An 18,022-nucleotide genomic window follows, 5' to 3' on the forward strand; every position below is an offset into this window, starting at 1 on the left:
ATTCTCATAGTTAGAATATAACTATGAGAATTTTTCATTTAGGGATGTAAATAATGAAGAAATATGAATTAGTTGCGGATAAAATAAAAGATTATATTAATAAAGAGCAACTTCATCATGGTGATAAATTGCCAACTATAACTGACTTAATGAAGAAATATCAAGTCGGAAAGTCAACTATTTTGCAGGCAATTACTTTACTTACACAGCGAGGGATTGTCTATAAGGTGCAAGGGTCGGGCGTCTTTGTTAGGCCTACCGGGCAAGATGGTTATATGTCTCTAACAGACAATGCTGGTTTTGCCCATGTATTAAAAAAGCCGACTACGGAAGTAATCGAGTTTTCGGAGAAGAAGGCACCTAAACCAATCAGTGAACATCTTCATTCTAATGAAGAATGCTACTTTATTAAAAGATTGCGCAAGCAAGATGGTAAGCCCTTTGTCTTAGAAGAGTCATATTATCGTAAAAGTATAATTCCCTTCATGAGTAAAGAAATCGCAGAAGGCTCAATTTTTGATTACATCCGAGAAGGACTAAAGAAAGAAATTCGGTTTTCTGATAAGTATATGCGTGTTAGAAAATTAACTGCTGACGAGGCAAAATACCTTGAATTAAAAGAAGGAGATCCTTGTTTAGAAGTCTATGATACCTTCTATCTAGCCAATGGAACTGCTTTTGATAGTTCTAAATTAGTTTATAATTACAAAAACTCTAAATTTTACGATCAAAGTTCTGATGATATTATTTAACAAAAATAGCCCTAATCTCGAAATATTGAGACTAGGGCTATTGTTATTTGGCGTAAGCTAACACATTATTCTTCATTTGTTTTAGTTGTTTTTTAGCACCTTGTTTTAACTGCCAGTTGTAAAACCAGGTACCAAGATTAGAATGTTTCTTTTCATCAAAACTAAGAACGTCTTCTTTAAAAGTGATCTGACAGCCACGTTCATTGTCTTCTAAGTAATAAGCAATTTTAACATCTAGCTTAGCAGACTTAAAAATCGAAACGTATTTCTTGCTGAATTCGTACTCAGTAATTTCAGCCTTTACATTCCTTTGCTGGTAGGTAGTTCCTGCAGCGATTTTGATTGGTAGGTCATTGCCACGCGCTTTTTTTATTGCTTGTGTGAGCTGCTTATTAAGGTAATTAAAGAAATCTTTTGCTTTAAACTTTGCTTGGTCTGTAATTGTAATCATTTTGCGTCTTTCTAATATTAATTTGTCAAAAAAATAGAGCCTAGAAAATACTAGGTTCTATTTTTATTTTAGTCTAAATCTTTGCCATGGGATGCAATAACCTTTTTATACCAGTTAAAGGAATCTTTAGGATACCTCTTTAATGAGCCGTTACCCATGTCATCGCGGTCTACATAAACAAAACCGTAGCGCTTCTTCATTTCGCCAGTTCCGTTTGAAACTAGGTCAATTGCTGACCACATTGTGTAGCCCATTAATGGAATCCCGTCTTCATTAACTGCTTCTTCCATAGATTTAATTTGGGCACGAAGATAGTTAATGCGGTAATCATCATGAACTTTATGATCTTCAGTTAATTCATCTCCCCAGCCAAGACCATTTTCGACAATAAACAGTGGCTTGTGGTATCTATCCCAGAGATCATTTAAGGCAATTCTTAAAACATCAGGGTCTGTTGCCCATCCCCAAGCATTATAGTCAAGATATGGATTCTTGACGCCACCTGCTGACATATTACCGTTTGCTTTAGCATCAGCTTCATGAGTAGTGAGGACATTAGATGTGTAGCAAGAGAAACTTAAAAAGTCAGCGGGATATTCTTTGATTAATTCATAATCTTCTGGGCGGTCATCTAGCTTAATTCCATCTCGTTCATACTCCTTAAGGCGGTATTCAGGGTAGCGGCCACCAGTTTGAACATCCGAATAGAAAAGCATCTCTTGCTTAGCTTTCATGACTAAAAGCTGATCTGCTGGATCTGATGTATATGGATAGTAAGCAGAGTAGGCAAGCATTTGACCAACTTGGTTATTTTTATCAATTTCATGAGCTAACTTAACGACTTTGCTGCTGGCTACAAATTGATTATGAGCTCCTTGAGCACGATTTTGCTTGCTTCCATCAATTAGACCTCCACCCATATAAGGAGCCATATCCATCGCATTAATTTCGTTAAAAGTAAGCCAGTACTTAACTTTACCCTTGTAGTGGTTCATAACGATGTCTGCATAGTGAACGAAGATATCGATCATTTTTCTGTCTTTCCAGCCGCCAAAGCGATTGATCAGAGATAGGGGAGTTTCATAGTGTGAAAGGGTAACAAGTGGTTCAATTCCGTACTTAGCACATTCATCAAAGACCTTGTCATAGAAAGCTAAACCTTCTTCATTTGGTTCTTGATCGTCTCCATTTGGTAAAATACGTGACCAATTCAGGGATAAACGGAACATATTAAAGCCCATTTCAGCCATATATTTAATATCTTCTTTATAGTGGTGGTAGAAATCGGTTCCTTCATGGCTAGGATAGTAATAGTTATCTAAAAGTGCAGGCTTTGCACCATCAGGTAATTTAAATTCTTTTCCCCACGTCATTGGAGTAACACCAGTTTTGCCATCGTTTGTTTTCCAAGTTACTTTTCTTGGCTCAGTAGCAGAACCATTAGTCAAAACATCAATAGCGTTTAATCCTTTGCCACCTTCGTTATAACCACCTTCATATTGGTTAGCAGCACTAGCACCGCCCCAATAAAAATCTTTCGGCATTGAGTAGGTTTTAGTCATTATTTTTCCCTTCTTTATTTGTTTAAATTTATAAAAAAAGTTCTAGACTTGCTCTAGAACTTTTACTTAAAAGCTGTTTGTCTCTAAAACGACATAATTTCGTTCATCGTAACGATTACGACTGGTTGAATATTCAACTGGTTGACCATTATTTAACCATACGATTTGCTCAAGCTCTAAAATTGGGTCATCTTTTTTAGCTTTAAGATATTTTTGATCCCAATCGTCTGCTTTAGCAGCCTTGATTTTACGATATGCGACGCCAAACTTAAGTTTTAAGTCATGATGAAGATAATTATAAATAGAATTATGCAAGATATCCTCAGTTAAGTTGGGAACTAAGTGAACTGGCATAAAAGTATGTTCAAGAATCAATGGCTTTCCTTCAAGTCTTCTTAAGCGACGGATATTATAAACTGGGTCGCTAGACTTTAATTTTAGGTAATGTTGAATATCTTCACTGGGAAACTCAACGTTAAACTCAATAATATCGCTAGTAACCTCATCTGATCCAAGTAGATTGGCTAAGCCACTAAAGGCATTTGCTGGTGAATCAAATTTATCCTGGATTGGAACCGGACCTAAGACAAAAGTTCCTAAACCAGATTCTTTATATACAAGACCTTTTCTTTGTAATCCATCTAAGGCTTTTTTGACAGTTAACCGGCTTACTTGTAATTCGTCTGCAAGTGTTTTTTGGTCAGGAAGGGGAGTTTGAGTTTTATATACTCCATCTTCAATTCTTTTTTGTAGAATTCGAGCAACTTTTAAGTATTTCGCTTCTGCAGTCATTATTTTTCAGCCATTTTTTTGTAAACAGCTACTACTTCTTTAGCTAAGTCAATAAAAGTAATGGCTGTCATCAAGTGGTCTTGTGCGTGAACCATGTAAAGGTCAACTTTTACGTGGTTACCTTGTGCTTCTTGGGTCAACATATCAGTTTGAACGTTGTGAGCATTTACTAAACCTTCATTTGCTTGCTTAATAAATTCGTCAGCCTTGTCAAAATCGCCTTTCTTAGCAGCTTGAATTGCTTGCATAGCAGCAGCTTTTGCATTACCTGCTTGCATAATAATTCCCATTACAGCTTGCATGTTATCGCTATTTTCTTGTGCCATAATTTAAATTCTCCTAGTTAATGTTTTCAAAATAAAAGATGCTCCTGACAATATTTTATTTTACTATGTCAGCGAGCATCTCCCATAAATTATTTTTGTTTTAATTCTTGAATTCCTTGATCAATTGCTGCATCACAGTCAATTGGTAGTTGTAGCATCATTTTTCCATCAATTTCAACTCCCTTAGGAATCTGAATAATACCTGGAAAATGATAGCCGTGGTGAGCTTTAGTTTCATCGTCTATATAGATAGAAACTTGTCCATCTGCGCTAACGCCAATTTTGAAGTGATGACCATCACGATCAAATTCATTAACAATTTTTACTTCGTCATTCATTTTGACTATTTGTCGCCCATTAATTCTTGAGCAGTTTCAAGAACATGTTCACCATTCATCATGCCATAGTCTTGCATGTTGATGACTGTTAATGGGATACCTGCTGCATCAGTAATCTTCTTAACACTGTCTTCCATGTATTGAACTTGAGGTCCAAGCATTAATACATCTGGGTGTTCCTTGTCAATTTCATCTTGAATGCCTGATGCTGCAGTAGCAAAGATCTTATAGTCCTTGCCTTTTTCTTTAGCTGCGTTTTGCATCTTTGATACTAATAATGAAGTTGACATTCCTGCTGAACAAGCAAGCATAATAGTTTTGTCTGCCATAATAATTATCTCCTTTGTGAATATAATTAAGTGTTTTTCAGTGTCTGAGTGTTGATCTATAAATTAAATGTATGCACTTTCATCATTGAAAGCATTTACATTATAGCACTTTTTTAATGATAAGTGTCAATTAATAACTGAAAAAATTATTTACCTTCAGCCTCGTCTTTCTTGAGAGCGGCAGCTTCACGTTTAACAAGAATGTTGTCGTATTTCTTAGCAAATGGCCAGTAGATTAAGGTTGAAATTACTAAGGTACATGCTTGCCAAATTGCCATCTTCCAGCCGCCAATTAGGAAACCAGAAATAACTGCTGGCATCGTCCATGGACAGGCAAAACCATTTAGAGGAGGAACAATACCAGTTTTAATTACGAAGTAGGTTGAAATAGCAACTACAACTGGAGTTAAGAAGAATGGTATTGCAAGGAATGGGTTCATAACAATTGGTAAACCAAATAGGAATGGCTCATTAATGTTAAAGATACCAGGAACTAATTCAACTTTACCAATTGAACGTAATTGTGCTGACTTAGCTGCAATTAAGATAAAGATAATTAAACCAATAGTAATACCTGAACCAGTTAAGTTAATGAAGTTGTTGTAGAATTCGTTAGTAACAACGTGAGCACCATTAGCAATGGTTAACTTGCCAGCCTTGTATAATTGAGCGTTGTCAAATGAGTTTGCTTGAAGCATAGGACCAGCAAGAGAACCGACGATTAAACCACCGTGGACACCGAAGAACCAGAAGAATGGTACTAAGAATCCAATGGCAATTGCGCCACCAAGTGAGTCAGAGATACCTTGAAGTGGAATTTGAAGAGTTTGGTAGGTCCATTGTAAAAAGTCTGAACCAGTAGTTAACTTGAAGCCTGCGTAAATAAGCATAGTACCAATTAAGATAATTCCTGATGGAATCATAGCAGTAAATTGGTTAGAAACAGCTGCTGGAACTTGTTCAGGCAACTTAATAGTCCAGCCTTTTTTCATAATAGCTGAGTAAATCCAGCCGACTAATAAACCAACAATAATTGCGGCGATCATACCGTCTCCGCCAAGCCAGGTAATATTAAATACACCTGTGACCGGGGATTCTAAGAAGCTTTGCAAGGCATGTGGTAACTTATCGATATTTTCGGTTACGGCTTTAGCAGTCATTTGACCGTCAATACCTTTAGCCATCGCATTCTTTAATGGACTATCAATGGTTAAAGTTTGAAGCATTAAGAATGCTGCTAAAGAAGTAAGGCCGGGAGCAAGTGGCTCATAGCCTTCATTTTTAACATAAATATAGGCGATACCAACAGATGCCCACATAGCCATAATACTAAAAGTAGTAGTGTATGCTTGGTTAAAGAATGCTCCCCAACCAGAAGCATTAATGGCATCAGCTACTGATTTGATCGGAATATTTCCTAAAATAAGGAAGATAGATCCGATTAAGATGAATGGTAAGGTGTAAATCATACCATTTTGCAAGGCTTGAATAGCCTTGGTATTAACAAATTTCATTACTGGGGGCAGGATGTGTTTATTAACGAAAACACTAACGCCCGATTTTTTCTGTTCACTCATTATATTTCGTCTCCATTATCTTTTAATACTTTTTGGAACCAATAAAATGATTTCTTAGGAACACGTTTTAAATCTTTCAAATCATGGTTTGACCGGTTAACATAGACAGCGCCATAACGCTTTTCCATATCGGCATGTGAACTTGGAATATCAATTAATCCCCAGCCTAGGTAGCCAAGAACTTTGGCACCATCTAAGAACATTGCATCTTTCATTGCTTTGATATGTTCTTCATGGTAAGCAATTCTTTCATCATCTTCGATCATATGCTCACCGTCCCAAGTTTCTTTTAAGCCAATTCCGTTTTCAATTGGGAAGACTGGGATCTTGTAATGGTTGTACATTGTCGTAATGGCGTTTCTAAAACCAAGTGGATCAATCGTCCAGCCCCAATCATTAGTCTTGAGATATTTATTTTCAACACCGCCATAATTCATGTAACGGTTAGGTGCTGCATCTTTTGGAATTTTATCGGCTGAGAGAGTCCAAGAAGAGTAATAGCTGAAAGCTAGAAAGTCAGCTTTTGCTTTTTTCATTTCTTCTTTGTCTTCCTCAGTAATATCCCAGTTAATATGATGATCTTTTGCATACTGCATAACTTCTGGCGAGTAACCACGTCCAGTATCTGCATCATAAATATTAAAGTTCAAAAATTCTTGAACTTGCTTAGCAGCCCAAACGTCAGTAGCCTTTGAAGTTTCTGGATAAATTTGTTGGTAGGCTAGCATGCCGCCAATTTTTACATCATCATATTTTTCATGAATATAATTAGCTAAACGAATGTGGCTAATCATTGTATGGTGAAAGATTGTGTACATGTCGTCTAAGGTTTTGTCGCCTTTTTCATAGCCAGAAATATTAAATACTTCGTCTTGGAAGTAGAGATTATGTTCATTAAAGACAATCCAGTATTTAACACGGTCTGAAAAATGATCAATCATCTTTTTACCAAATCTAACAAAGGCATCAACAACATGTCTTGACATAAAGCCGTTATAATTTCGGGCTAAATGTAGTGGCATGTCGAAGTGATAAAGACAAATCATTGGTTCAATACCACGTTTAAGCATGGCATTAATCAATCTGTCGTAAAAATCGATTCCTTTAGGATTAAATTCTCCATCTCCTTCAGGACAAACTCTTGACCAGGAAATTTGAATACGATACATATTCATATTCATTTCTTTCATCAGGTCTAAATCTTCATCATAACGATGGTACTCATCAATTGCGGTGTGCCAATCTGTGGTGTTTTCTGTAGCAGGTCGTACATCGTAAACTGATAAGCCTTTACCATCCTCATTCCAGGCACCTTCAGTTTGCATACTTGAAACTGAATTACCCCAGAAGAAGTCTTTAGGCATTTTCTGCTTATTCATAACATTCCCTCTTTGCAATCGCTTACATATTTTACGTGTATAAATATAAACTTATTTCTGGTAAAAGTAAAGCGCTTTTATGTAAAAATATATACTTTTCTTAAATTAGATAACAAAAAAGGACCGAGATAGTATTCTCAGTCCTTTTTGTGATGCTTTCAAACACATTTATTTAATAATAAAAAAGTGTCTATATAAAATTTAATGCTCTTTTTCAAAATCTGCAACAGCTCCACGCAAATTTGCTTCATTTTTTAAGGTACAGATGTCTAAAATTGGCTTAACGGTCGCAATATTTAATTTATTTCTTATTTTTGAAATTTCATCATTAAGAAGAGGTATTAATTCTTGGTTTTGAGAAATTCCGCCACCGATGATGATTTTTTCTGGATCAAAGCTATGTTGAATATTATAAATAGCAGTAGCTAAAGCATGAATCAGCTTGCCACGTTCTTCCTGTGCAACCAAATCATCAGTGTCAGCAAGTTCAAATACTGTCTTTCCATCAAAATCTTTACCAGTTTTTTCATTATAGTGTTTAGCCATTGAAACCGGAGAAGCCAAGGCACTAAGTTGTTGACCATCAATAATCATAAAGCCAAATTCACCACCATAAAGATGAGCGCCGTGCCAAATTTGATTGTTAATAATAATACTACCGCCAACTCCGGTTCCAATAACTAAGAAAGCCATGCTGCTGCATCCTTTAGCTGATCCGTCAACAAGTTCAGCTAGAGCGGCACAATTTGCATCATTTTCAATACTTACTGGCAAGCCAAATTTTTTTTCTAATTCGGGTACAATTTTAAAGTTATGGATATAAGGAAGGGCACTGGCTCCTTCGATTACTCCAGTCTTCTTATTAACAGCCCCAGGAGATGAGATGGCAACGCCATCAATTTTATTTTTTGCTTTAATTTCGTTTACAGCATCAGTTAATTCTTCATAGAAAGTATCTAAATTATCAGGTGTATCAATCGTAAAGACCATTTTTAGTTTTTGGTTTATCCAAGTAGCGATCTTGATTGTTGTACCGCCAATATCAATTGCAATTAAGTTCATAATAAATGTTTCCTCTCTTGTTTTTCTTCACTTTCATGCTAATTATAAATGAAAGCGTTGTCAATAAGTATATATTTTTAATGAACTATAAATAACGTTAAGTGCTTTGTTATAATAAATGCAGTTGATATAAAGGGGAAGAAGCCATGAATACGCCATCATCAAGGCAAGGAAATTTAACTAGATATGCTGTTTATTTAGTTCTTTATTTGATAGTAGTTGGAGTAAAGAAATTAACATTATTAAATGATCAAGTAAATAAGATTGGATATTTTTTCTTTTTAATTTTTTCGCTGTTTGCCTTATATTTCTACATTAGGCAATTTAATCGCGAGCAACGGTTCTTTGAAAAAAGGCCAAGTATGCCGCTTTTAGCAGATTACGGATTTATTGTGGGAGTTTCGATCTTAGTGATTCTAGGAAGAATTTTTATTTCATATCTACAGGCTAAAGGAACGGTTCCGTTGATGAATTTTCAAGTAATTTATCAAAAGGGTGAGTGCAATCTCTTATTTTGGTTTTTCATTTTTTCAATCGGGATCTTAATACCAGCGTTGCAAGTGTATTTAACGAATGGCTTTTTCTTTAATTACGGTTTTAGAGCACAAAATATGACTAGCGGAATAGTTGGGATCATTTGTTCAGGCTTTTTCTTCGGAATTCTCAATTTTCAAACTTCATTTGCCTTGTTTATTATTAACAGTCTTTATGGGATGCTTCTTGCTTGGTCGTACCTATATTCACAGCGAATAATGATGCCAATTTATCTAGCAATTTTAAATGGAATTTTTATGGTTATCTTGGCATAACAAAAAGGAGGAACAAAAAGTTCCTCCTTTTTTAATATAAGCGGATAGCGTGAATCGAACCCGCATCTTCAGCTTGGGAAGCTGACATTTTACCATTAAACTATACCCGCGTAAGCAAAATGATTATATCATTTTTGTTAACGATGTGGCAACTGATGTCGAGCCAAATTATATTCTGAACGGTTAAGTAGAGAAGTGAAGTTTTGAAAGAGCCAGCGACGTAATTCGGATGGCTTTAAGACTAATGGCATGCGTTCATGAACAGGAAGAACGGTACTGTTAGCAGCAGTTGTTACCATTGAAAAATCGTCGCCTTGATAAATGCCAGCGATTAAAGTCATTGGTTCTTCTTTAGCAGTAAAAGAAGAGTGTTCATGGTAGGTCTGATTATTTGAAGCAAGGTAAGTTTGTTTACTGCTTTCCCAAAATTCATTGGCTAAGATAATGCAGCGCTGCCGAGCAAATGAGTTGTCCCACATTGATGGTTTTTCTTCATAAAAACGTTCTATGCAAGCGTTGTAAAGAACACGATTCTTTTGAAAAGGGCTCGGATAGCCCCATTTCTTTTCAACCAGTTTTAATTCGTTGTTGCTGTAAAGCATTACTAAGGATGAAGATTTAGGATAGATTTGCGTGACAGCAGAAAATTTTTCTTCAATGTTTTTAGGTACAATCAGTGGTAATTTTAAATCAGTTGTCAAGTAAGTCTTAATTTCTTTAAGAGAGGGCATTGCATAGTGGCTACACATGATTTTTCATTCTTTCTAGTTTGATTAGTTCTTTCAATTTAATTCTAGCAATTTTTGAGTAAGTTTAAACGAATAAGGTTTTTTGCTAGAATTGGAGGTAAAGCTAAAGATTAACAAATATTGGAGAAAATTATGACGAAAGAAATTTTATTAACTGGAGATAGACCAACTGGTAAGCTTCACATTGGTCACTATATTGGGTCCTTAAAAAATCGTGTTAAGTTACAAAATGAAGGTAAATATGAACCTTATATTATGATTGCGGATACGCAAGCCTTAACTGATAACGCAAGAGATCCTGAAAAAATTAAAAATAGTTTGATTCAAGTAGCTTTAGACTACTTAGCTGTTGGTTTAGATCCTGAAAAATCTACTATTTATGTTCAATCGCAAATTCCCGCTTTGTTTGAGTTAACTGCATATTACATGGATTTAGTAACAGTTGCACGTCTAGAAAGAAATCCAACTGTTAAAACTGAAATTAAGCAAAAGAACTTCAAGGATTCAATTCCCGTAGGATTTTTAAACTATCCGGTTTCTCAAGCAGCAGATATTACTGCTTTTAAGGCAACAGTGGTCCCAGTTGGGGATGATCAAGAACCAATGCTTGAACAAACTCGTGAAATAGTACGTACTTTTAATCGGGTTTATAACACTGATATCTTAGTTGAGCCAAAGGGCTACTTCCCACCAAAGGGTCAAGGAAGACTTCCAGGATTAGATGGAAATGCCAAAATGTCTAAATCATTAGGAAATGCAATCTATTTATCTGATGATGCAAAGACTGTTCAAAAGAAAGTAATGTCCATGTACACTGATCCAAACCACATCCACGTGGAAGATCCAGGACAAGTTGAAGGAAATACTGTCTTTACTTATCTTGATGTGTTTGCACCAGACAAGGATAAAGTGGCTGAACTTAAAGAACAATACCAAAAAGGTGGCCTGGGCGACGTTAAAATTAAGCGCTACTTAAATAAGGTTCTCGAAGAAGAGCTTGGACCAATCAGAGAACGTCGTGAAAAGTTTGCTCAAAATCCAGATGCTGTTTATGAAATGCTACTAGAAGGATCAAAGAAGGCAAATAAAGTTGCTAACCAAACTTTAAAAGAAGTTAGAGAAGCAATTGGTTTAAATTATTTTGACAGATTAAATAAATAATTTAAAGAGGGTAAGAACAATGACAAGAGACAGGATTCCGTGGAAGCAATATTTTATGATGCAGGCTTTAGTTATTGCACAACGTTCTACCTGTGATCGTGCCTTAGTTGGAAGTGTATTAGTTAAAGATGACCGGATGATTGCGACCGGATATAATGGTAGTGTTTCGGGACAGCCTCATTGTGATGATGTTGGTCATTTGATGGTGGATGGGCACTGCGTAAGAACGATTCACTCTGAAATGAATGCCTTAATTCAATGTGCAAAAAATGGTATTTCCACTGAAGGTACTGAAATTTACGTTACTTATTTTCCTTGCTTTAATTGTAGCAAGTGCTTAGTGCAAGCTGGCATTAAGAAAATTAACTATTATTATGATTATCATGATAATCCTTTAGCCTTAAAACTATTGCGTGAAAAAGGTGTTGCAATTGAACAAGTAACACTTGATCATAAATACGTTCAAAGCTTAGCAGACAGGCTAGAGAAGGCTGACAATGAAAAATAAAATTATTAGTTTGGTGTCACTGCTTATTTGTTTATTAACGTTGACTGCTAGCACCAAGTCTTTTGTTAGTGATCCGCAAGGATTATTTGATAATCAGACAAAAGAACTTGTTAATCAGAAAAATGAGAGTTATCAAAAGACTAAAACTAAACCTGAAATTCGCCTTTTAAGCTTAAAAGACAGCAATGATTTAAATCGAATTCAGCCACTAAAGAATCAGATAATTATTGCTGTTGCTCTTCAAAACAAAAAGAAAAATGTTCAAATTATTGTCGGTAAGAATTATCAAGATCCTTTAACTCAAAGTAAATGTGGCAATATTGTTCGTTATGCGGGGAATAAATTAAGAAGTGAAAAGGCAGCAACTTTTAATTCCGGAATTCGATTAGTGTTTAATGCTTGCGCTACTTTGGTTGCCCAAAAAGATAAGCTGTCTTATGATAAAAATTCGCTAACACAAGATGAACTGCAAAAAATAGATCATCCACAGAGTGTAAACTTGGTTTGGGGATTAGTAATTGCAGCTTTAATCAGTTTCGGACTAGTTCTATTTAAGAGTTTTCGAAAAAAGAAGTAGGGACTTGACTAATTCTTAGTTAGCCGTTAAAGTATCAATAGAAATTAAATATTAGAGCAAATAAACTGTTAGGTGAGACTCCTACGTGAACATATGCTGTCGCCCAGCAACATCCAGAGATGCCAACGGGTCAAACAGGGATCGTCGATATAAGGCCCTCCCCAGCCAGCTAGTTATGTTAAATAACCTTACGTCACGTAGTGTTAAAACTGAACGACGAGTATAAAAATCGCTTGGATTTGAGCCGATGCAGTTTTTGCATCGGTCTTTTTGTTTGTTTGCTAGGTTCTTAAGAAAGGATGTTGAAGATGTTCAAAATCAACACTTCCGGCACAAGAAATACTACAGACACCAAGCTGGTGCGCCGGATTGCATGCGAAGATAAGTTTGCGACGCTGCAACGATTAAAAACCTCAATTAGCGGCCTTCAAAGTAAAGATGCGAGGCAACGCTTAGCAAAATACGGATCTAATGAAATAATAATTAAACATGATAAGACAAAACTTCACTATTTGTTAAAGGCTTTTATAACTCCTTTTTCCCTTGTTCTGCTTTTTTTAGCAATTGTAGCAATTTTTTTAAATTCCTCTCAACATACTCTTAACCTAAGTCCAGCAATTTTTGTTTTAGCAATTTTATTTATTTCAGCCATTTTAACTGCTATGCAAAATATTCGTATTAATACTAATATTCAAAATTTGATAAATCGAATTTCTAGAACAACTCAAGTAATGCGTGATTGTGAACCACAGCAACTTTTAACCCGTGATCTAACAATTGGAGATGTGGTACTACTTAAAGCTGGAGATATTGTTCCAGCTGACGTTAAATTACTGAAAAGTAATGATTTAGAGTGCTCATTACTTGGTGAAGAAGACACTGTGAAAAAGAGTGCTACTAATTACATTGGTAAAAATAATAACTTAGATTATGCTAATATTTTATATGCAGGCACGATTATTCTTTCAGGTTCAGGCATTGGCGTTATCTTTGCGACTGGTAAAGAAACTGTTTTTGGAAAGGTAGTTCAAAATCTTTCTAAGATTAATCTAGAGAACCATCTCTTTAATTTTAGTATGAAAAAATTAACCAAAATCTTTTTAACATTAATTCTAGTTATTGTTCCAGTTGTTTTGCTAATTAATGAAATAATGCGTGGTAATTGGGAGAATGCTTTGATTTTTGCTATAGCAATTACTATTGGCATAACGGCTGAGGTAATGCCAACAGCTATTGTAAATAACTTGGTAAAAGCCAATATCGATATGCCTAGGATTCGAGCGACATATGACAATTAATTATCTAAATAATTTATAGGAATTCCGTATTTTATAGAATTCCTTTTTTTAATGTACAAATTAAGTCCTACATGCTATGTTATACTAGCAATTAAAAGACTTATGAGAGGAAGAATAAAGATGGCTGAAAAGAAAACTTTCTATATTACTACACCTATTTATTATCCATCTGGAAAATTAACTATCGGTAATGCTTATACTACGATTGCTGCTGATACAATGACTCGCTACAAAAAATCTCGCGGTTTTGATACCTTCTTTTTAACAGGTACTGATGAACACGGTTTGAAGATTGAACAAAAAGCTGAAGCACAGGGTATTAAACCTCAAGAATTTGTAGACAAGATGGCAGCTTCTTATAAAGAGTTATGGAAGATGTTAGATGTTTCTTACGATCGCTTTATTAGGACAACTGATGAAGACCACGTTAAAGCTGTTCAAAAGATTTTTGAAAAGTTGTTAAAGCAAGGCGATATTTATTTAGGCGAATATACTGGCTGGTATTCAGTTGAAGATGAAGAATACTTTACTGAATCACAACTTGCTGAAGTTTATAAAGATGATAATGGTAATGTTATTGGCGGTAAAGCTCCGTCAGGCCACGAAGTTCGTTTGGTTAAAGAACCTTCATACTTCTTTAGAATGAGTAAATATGCTGATCGTCTTTTACAGTATTATAAGGATCATCCAGACTTTATTTTGCCTCACTCTCGTGAAAAAGAAATGGTAAATAACTTTATCAAGCCAGGTCTTGAAGATCTTTCAGTAACTCGTACAACAGTTGACTGGGGAATTCCTGTACCAAGCGATCCTAAGCACGTAGTTTATGTTTGGATTGATGCACTTTCTAACTATATTACTGCCCTAGGTTATGGCTCAGATGATGATTCATTATTTAAGAAATATTGGCCAGCTGATGTTCATTTAGTAGGTAAGGAAATTGTGCGTTTCCATACAATTTATTGGCCAATTATGTTAATGGCATTAGGCTTGCCACTTCCTAAGCAAATCTTCGGCCATGGCTGGGTTTTAATGAAAGACGGTAAAATGTCTAAATCTAAAGGTAATGCCGTTTATCCAGAAATGATTGTTAAACGCTATGGATTAGACGCTCTTCGTTACTACTTGATGCGTGCAATTCCATTTGGTTCAGATGGTATTTTTACTCCTGAAGATTTCGTTGAGAGAGTTAACTTTGATTTAGCTAATGACTTGGGTAACTTGCTAAATAGAACTGTTTCGATGATTAACCAATACCAAGATGGTCAAGTTGCACCAGTTGCAGCAGAACAAGATGAATTTGCTCAAGACTTAATTAAGACAGCTAACGAAACAATCGCAGAATATCAAAAGCACATGGATGCTCTCCACTTCTCTCAAGCTTTAGACAGTGTTTGGAAGCTTATTTCTCGTGCAAATAAATATATTGATGAGACAACTCCTTGGACTTTGAATAAAGAAGGCAAGAGCGAAGAATTATCTAAAGTAATGTCTAATTTAGCTGAAAGTCTTCGTTTAGTTGCTATTTTAATTGCACCAGTAATGACTCAAAGTCCAGTTAAGATGTTTGAACAACTTGGTCTTGACTGGAATAATGAGGAACAAAAGAAACTTGAATTTGGCGGCTTTGACTGGAATGTTAAAGTAACTGAAAAACCAACTCCAATCTTCCCAAGACTTAAGAATGATGTTGAAGTTAAATACATTAAGGAAGAAATGAAGAAGGCAAAACCAAAGAAGAAGACTAGAAGCCAGCAAAAAGAAGAAAAGCATATCACCATTGATGACTTTGACAAGGTTAAGATTCAAGTTGGTCAAATTTTATCAGTAGAACCAGTAAAGGGTTCAAGTAAGCTGTTGATGTTTAAGCTAGACTTTGGCGATGGAAATGAGCGTCAAATTTTGAGTGGTATTCGCAAGTTCTATCCAGATGCAAGCGAACTTTTAGATAAAAAGGTGCTAGCAGTAACTAACTTGAAACCACGTAAAATGTTAGGTCATGAAAGTCAAGGTATGCTTTTATCTAGTGAAAAAGATGGTCAGGTTAAATTAGCTATTGTAGGCGATGAACATGAAGTTGGGGCTGAATTAGGCTAATGAAAATTTTTGATTCGCATACGCACTTAAATGACGTGCCTTTTCGAGGAAAAGAAGAGATCTACCTTGATCGAGCAAGAGAATTAGGTGTGGTAAAAAGTGCGGTTGCTGGACAAGATCCAGAATTTAATGAACGAGCAGTTGATCTAAGTCAAAGATTTGATAATTTATACGCTATTGTTGGCTACTGTCCAGACGTAGCTAAGGATTATGATCAAAAATCAGAAGATAAGCTAGTTGAGCAGCTAAAAAAGCCTAAAACTGTTGCTTTAGGAGAAATTGGACTAGATTATTACTGGGATGAATCGCCAAGAGATGTTCAACGAAAAGTTTTTGCGCAGCAGCTTGATTTAGCTCATAGCTTAAAGATGCCAGTAAATATTCATACACGTGATGCTTTTGAAGATACATATCAAGTTTTAAAAGATAGTCATGTCGGTGAATATGGAGGAATAATTCATAACTTTAATGGTGATCCTGATTGGCTTAAAAAGTTTCTTGACTTAGGGATGATGGTGTCATTTTCTGGCGTTGTTTCTTTTACTAAAGCGGTTGATGTCCATGCTTCGGCTAAAGTTGTTCCTTGGGATAAATTTTTAATTGAAACGGATGCACCATACTTAACGCCAAAGCCATACCGCGGAAAGCAGAATGAAACTGGATATGTGCGTTATGTTGCGGAAGCGATCGCTAAGTTACGTGACACATCTGTTGAAGAGGTAGCAAAGCACACGTTTGAAAATACGATGAGGGCATATGGAATCAAATAATCAAAAACAGTTTAATGCGGTAGTTGTTGTTGAAGGACGAGACGATACCAAGAGATTAAAACAGTTTTTCCCAGGAATTGAAACTATTGAAACTAATGGCTCGGAGGTATCTGATCAAACTTTAGCAGAAATTAAGAAACTGGCAAAAACACGAGAAATAATTATCTTTACAGATCCAGACTATAATGGTGAAAGAATTAGAAGACTGGTGACTAATGCTGCACCCAATGCTAAACAAGCTTTTATCACTCGTAAAGAGGGAGAGCCAACTAAGAGAGGAAATAGCTTAGGAGTTGAACATGCGTCAAAAGAAGCACTAGTACGTGCTTTGGGTGATTTGCACGAGGTTCAAGCAGTAGAGAGTGATATTACTAAAGAAAAGTATGATGATTTGGGTCTAGCAGTTAGTCCAGAAGCGCGTCTTTTACGTGAAAAAGTTGGGATTAAGTTAGGAATTGGATATGGAAATAGTAAACAATTCTTAAAGCGCTTAAAAATGTTTGGAATTACTTATAAAGAATTAAAGAGGGCAGTTGAAGATGTCAAATAGTATGCCGATTGCTAGTCCAGTTCGGACTCAGGCGATTGTTAATCGCTACTTTATGCATGCAAAAAAGAATTTGGGGCAAAATTTCTTAGTAGATTTAGCCGCAATTAAGGGAATTGTTGAAGCGGCTGATATTCAACCAGGTGATCAAGTTATTGAAATTGGACCAGGAATTGGGTCTTTAACTGAGCAGCTTCTTTTAGCTGGTGCCAAGGTGTTAGCTTATGAAGTTGATCAAGATTTACCTGAAATTTTAAAAAATGAATTGCCACAAAAAGTTGCTGGTGAAGAATTAAGCAATCGCTTTAAATTAGTCATGAAAGACGTATTAAAGGCAAACTTTACTAAAGATAGCGATGGTTTTCTTGATTTAAATAAGTCGGTTAAAATTGTTGCTAATTTGCCTTACTACATCACAACGCCGATAATTTTTAATCTAATTAAGAGTAATTTAGCTTTCAGTAGTTTAACGCTAATGATGCAAAAAGAAGTGGCTGAGCGTTTAGTTGCTAAACCCAAGACTAAGGAATATGGTCCTTTAACAATTGCTGTTCAAAGCAGAATGAATGTGAAGCTAGCAGAAGAAGTGAAAAGTACGTCATTCATGCCACGCCCAAAGGTTGACTCTGCAGTTGTTGTCTTGACGCCACTTACTGAAAAGCCAGATATTGACGATTATTCTTTCTTTGATCATGTTGTAAAAATGTGCTTTGCTCAGCGCCGAAAAACACTAGCTAATAACTTAAAATCCTTAGTCAAGGATAGAGATATGCGTGAAAAAATGATTAATGATTTAGGACTAGATCTTCGAGTTCGTCCGGAAGAATTAACGCTAAATCAATTTGTAGAGTTAGCACATCTTTTAAAAGATCAGCAAGCATAGAACGCTTACAATTTACAGACTTGAAAAAATATTAATTTTTTGATAGAATAGTACC

The 18,022-nt window shown here is 35.6% G+C and carries 20 protein-coding genes, 1 tRNA gene and 1 riboswitch; of the genes, 10 read left to right on the top strand and 11 right to left on the bottom strand.

All coding sequences use genetic code 11. The annotated features are described in order from the left end of the window. Positions 1-53: 53 nt before the first annotated feature. Complete coding sequence (locus tag F3I00_RS01065; protein WP_003649549.1) at positions 54-752, top strand: GntR family transcriptional regulator; 699 nt, start codon at positions 54-56, stop codon at positions 750-752. A 43-nt stretch (positions 753-795) separates the two neighbouring features. On the opposite strand, the gene F3I00_RS01070 is transcribed toward F3I00_RS01065, so the two are convergent. The 9 genes from F3I00_RS01070 to F3I00_RS01110 form a co-directional block, all read right to left on the bottom strand. Then, a complete protein-coding gene (locus F3I00_RS01070) occupies positions 796-1,203 on the bottom strand; it encodes a DUF3284 domain-containing protein (RefSeq protein ID WP_020806588.1) in 408 nt (135 codons plus the stop codon). A 68-nt stretch (positions 1,204-1,271) separates the two neighbouring features. Continuing rightward, a complete protein-coding gene (locus F3I00_RS01075) occupies positions 1,272-2,765 on the bottom strand; it encodes a glycoside hydrolase family 1 protein (protein WP_020806587.1) in 1,494 nt (497 codons plus the stop codon). 66 nt (positions 2,766-2,831) lie between these two features. Continuing rightward, positions 2,832-3,557 carry a GntR family transcriptional regulator gene (locus F3I00_RS01080; protein ID WP_020806586.1) on the bottom strand — a complete coding sequence of 242 codons (726 nt, stop codon included), beginning with the start codon at positions 3,555-3,557 and terminating at the stop codon, positions 2,832-2,834. Beyond that, entirely contained in the window at positions 3,557-3,883 is a 327-nt protein-coding gene (locus tag F3I00_RS01085) for a PTS lactose/cellobiose transporter subunit IIA (RefSeq protein ID WP_020806585.1), read from the bottom strand. The genes F3I00_RS01080 and F3I00_RS01085 overlap by 1 nt, the downstream gene beginning before the upstream one ends. Before the next feature lie 89 nt (positions 3,884-3,972). After that, positions 3,973-4,221: a hypothetical protein gene (locus F3I00_RS01090; RefSeq protein ID WP_020806584.1), complete on the bottom strand. Its 249-nt coding sequence runs from the start codon at positions 4,219-4,221 to the stop codon at positions 3,973-3,975. Between the two features lie 5 nt (positions 4,222-4,226). Beyond that, a complete protein-coding gene (locus tag F3I00_RS01095) occupies positions 4,227-4,550 on the bottom strand; it encodes a PTS sugar transporter subunit IIB (protein WP_003649545.1) in 324 nt (107 codons plus the stop codon). Positions 4,551-4,696: 146 nt separating this feature from the next. Continuing rightward, positions 4,697-6,127: a PTS sugar transporter subunit IIC gene (locus tag F3I00_RS01100; RefSeq protein WP_020806583.1), complete on the bottom strand. Its 1,431-nt coding sequence runs from the start codon at positions 6,125-6,127 to the stop codon at positions 4,697-4,699. Continuing rightward, entirely contained in the window at positions 6,127-7,506 is a 1,380-nt protein-coding gene (locus F3I00_RS01105; protein WP_020806582.1) for a glycoside hydrolase family 1 protein, read from the bottom strand. Before F3I00_RS01105 ends, F3I00_RS01100 begins: the two co-directional genes overlap by 1 nt. A gap of 201 nt (positions 7,507-7,707) precedes the next feature. After that, positions 7,708-8,568 carry an ROK family protein gene (locus tag F3I00_RS01110; protein ID WP_065169734.1) on the bottom strand — a complete coding sequence of 287 codons (861 nt, stop codon included), beginning with the start codon at positions 8,566-8,568 and terminating at the stop codon, positions 7,708-7,710. 146 nt (positions 8,569-8,714) lie between these two features. On the opposite strand from F3I00_RS01110, the gene F3I00_RS01115 reads away from it, so the two are divergent. Further along, the gene (locus tag F3I00_RS01115) at positions 8,715-9,377 is read left to right on the top strand and encodes a CPBP family intramembrane glutamic endopeptidase (RefSeq protein WP_020806581.1); all 663 of its coding nucleotides are present in this window, start codon (positions 8,715-8,717) and stop codon (positions 9,375-9,377) included. A gap of 39 nt (positions 9,378-9,416) precedes the next feature. Here F3I00_RS01115 and F3I00_RS01120 read toward each other — a convergent pair. After that, a tRNA-Gly gene (locus tag F3I00_RS01120) sits at positions 9,417-9,487 on the bottom strand. Between the two features lie 27 nt (positions 9,488-9,514). Beyond that, positions 9,515-10,126 carry an SOS response-associated peptidase family protein gene (locus F3I00_RS01125; protein WP_020806580.1) on the bottom strand — a complete coding sequence of 204 codons (612 nt, stop codon included), beginning with the start codon at positions 10,124-10,126 and terminating at the stop codon, positions 9,515-9,517. 132 nt (positions 10,127-10,258) lie between these two features. Here F3I00_RS01125 and trpS point away from each other — a divergent pair, with 132 nt between their 5' ends. The 8 genes from trpS to rsmA all read left to right on the top strand — a co-directional run bounded on the left by trpS (position 10,259) and on the right by rsmA (position 17,967). Beyond that, on the top strand, positions 10,259-11,287 hold the full coding sequence (gene trpS / locus F3I00_RS01130) for a tryptophan--tRNA ligase (protein WP_020806579.1): 1,029 nt from the start codon (positions 10,259-10,261) through the stop codon (positions 11,285-11,287). 19 nt (positions 11,288-11,306) lie between these two features. Further along, positions 11,307-11,795: a deaminase gene (locus tag F3I00_RS01135; protein WP_003649538.1), complete on the top strand. Its 489-nt coding sequence runs from the start codon at positions 11,307-11,309 to the stop codon at positions 11,793-11,795. Next, positions 11,785-12,372 carry a TPM domain-containing protein gene (locus F3I00_RS01140; RefSeq protein ID WP_020806578.1) on the top strand — a complete coding sequence of 196 codons (588 nt, stop codon included), beginning with the start codon at positions 11,785-11,787 and terminating at the stop codon, positions 12,370-12,372. The genes F3I00_RS01135 and F3I00_RS01140 overlap by 11 nt, the downstream gene beginning before the upstream one ends. Before the next feature lie 57 nt (positions 12,373-12,429). Next, positions 12,430-12,601, top strand: a riboswitch (M-box (ykoK) riboswitch). Positions 12,602-12,671: 70 nt separating this feature from the next. After that, positions 12,672-13,670: a cation-transporting P-type ATPase gene (locus tag F3I00_RS01145; protein WP_159310960.1), complete on the top strand. Its 999-nt coding sequence runs from the start codon at positions 12,672-12,674 to the stop codon at positions 13,668-13,670. Between the two features lie 120 nt (positions 13,671-13,790). Further along, the gene (gene metG / locus F3I00_RS01150; RefSeq protein WP_020806576.1) at positions 13,791-15,767 is read left to right on the top strand and encodes a methionine--tRNA ligase; all 1,977 of its coding nucleotides are present in this window, start codon (positions 13,791-13,793) and stop codon (positions 15,765-15,767) included. Further along, positions 15,767-16,537 (top strand): TatD family hydrolase, encoded by a 771-nt coding sequence (locus F3I00_RS01155; RefSeq protein WP_020806575.1) that lies wholly within the window; start codon positions 15,767-15,769, stop codon positions 16,535-16,537. The genes metG and F3I00_RS01155 overlap by 1 nt, the downstream gene beginning before the upstream one ends. Next, complete coding sequence (gene rnmV / locus F3I00_RS01160; RefSeq protein WP_003649533.1) at positions 16,524-17,087, top strand: ribonuclease M5; 564 nt, start codon at positions 16,524-16,526, stop codon at positions 17,085-17,087. Before F3I00_RS01155 ends, rnmV begins: the two co-directional genes overlap by 14 nt. Continuing rightward, positions 17,077-17,967: a 16S rRNA (adenine(1518)-N(6)/adenine(1519)-N(6))-dimethyltransferase RsmA gene (rsmA, locus tag F3I00_RS01165; protein ID WP_003649532.1), complete on the top strand. Its 891-nt coding sequence runs from the start codon at positions 17,077-17,079 to the stop codon at positions 17,965-17,967. The genes rnmV and rsmA overlap by 11 nt, the downstream gene beginning before the upstream one ends. Positions 17,968-18,022 lie beyond the last annotated feature (55 nt).

Origin of the sequence: Lactobacillus sp. JM1 (genome assembly GCF_009834385.1) — a bacterium.
GTDB lineage: Bacteria > Bacillota > Bacilli > Lactobacillales > Lactobacillaceae > Lactobacillus > Lactobacillus paragasseri.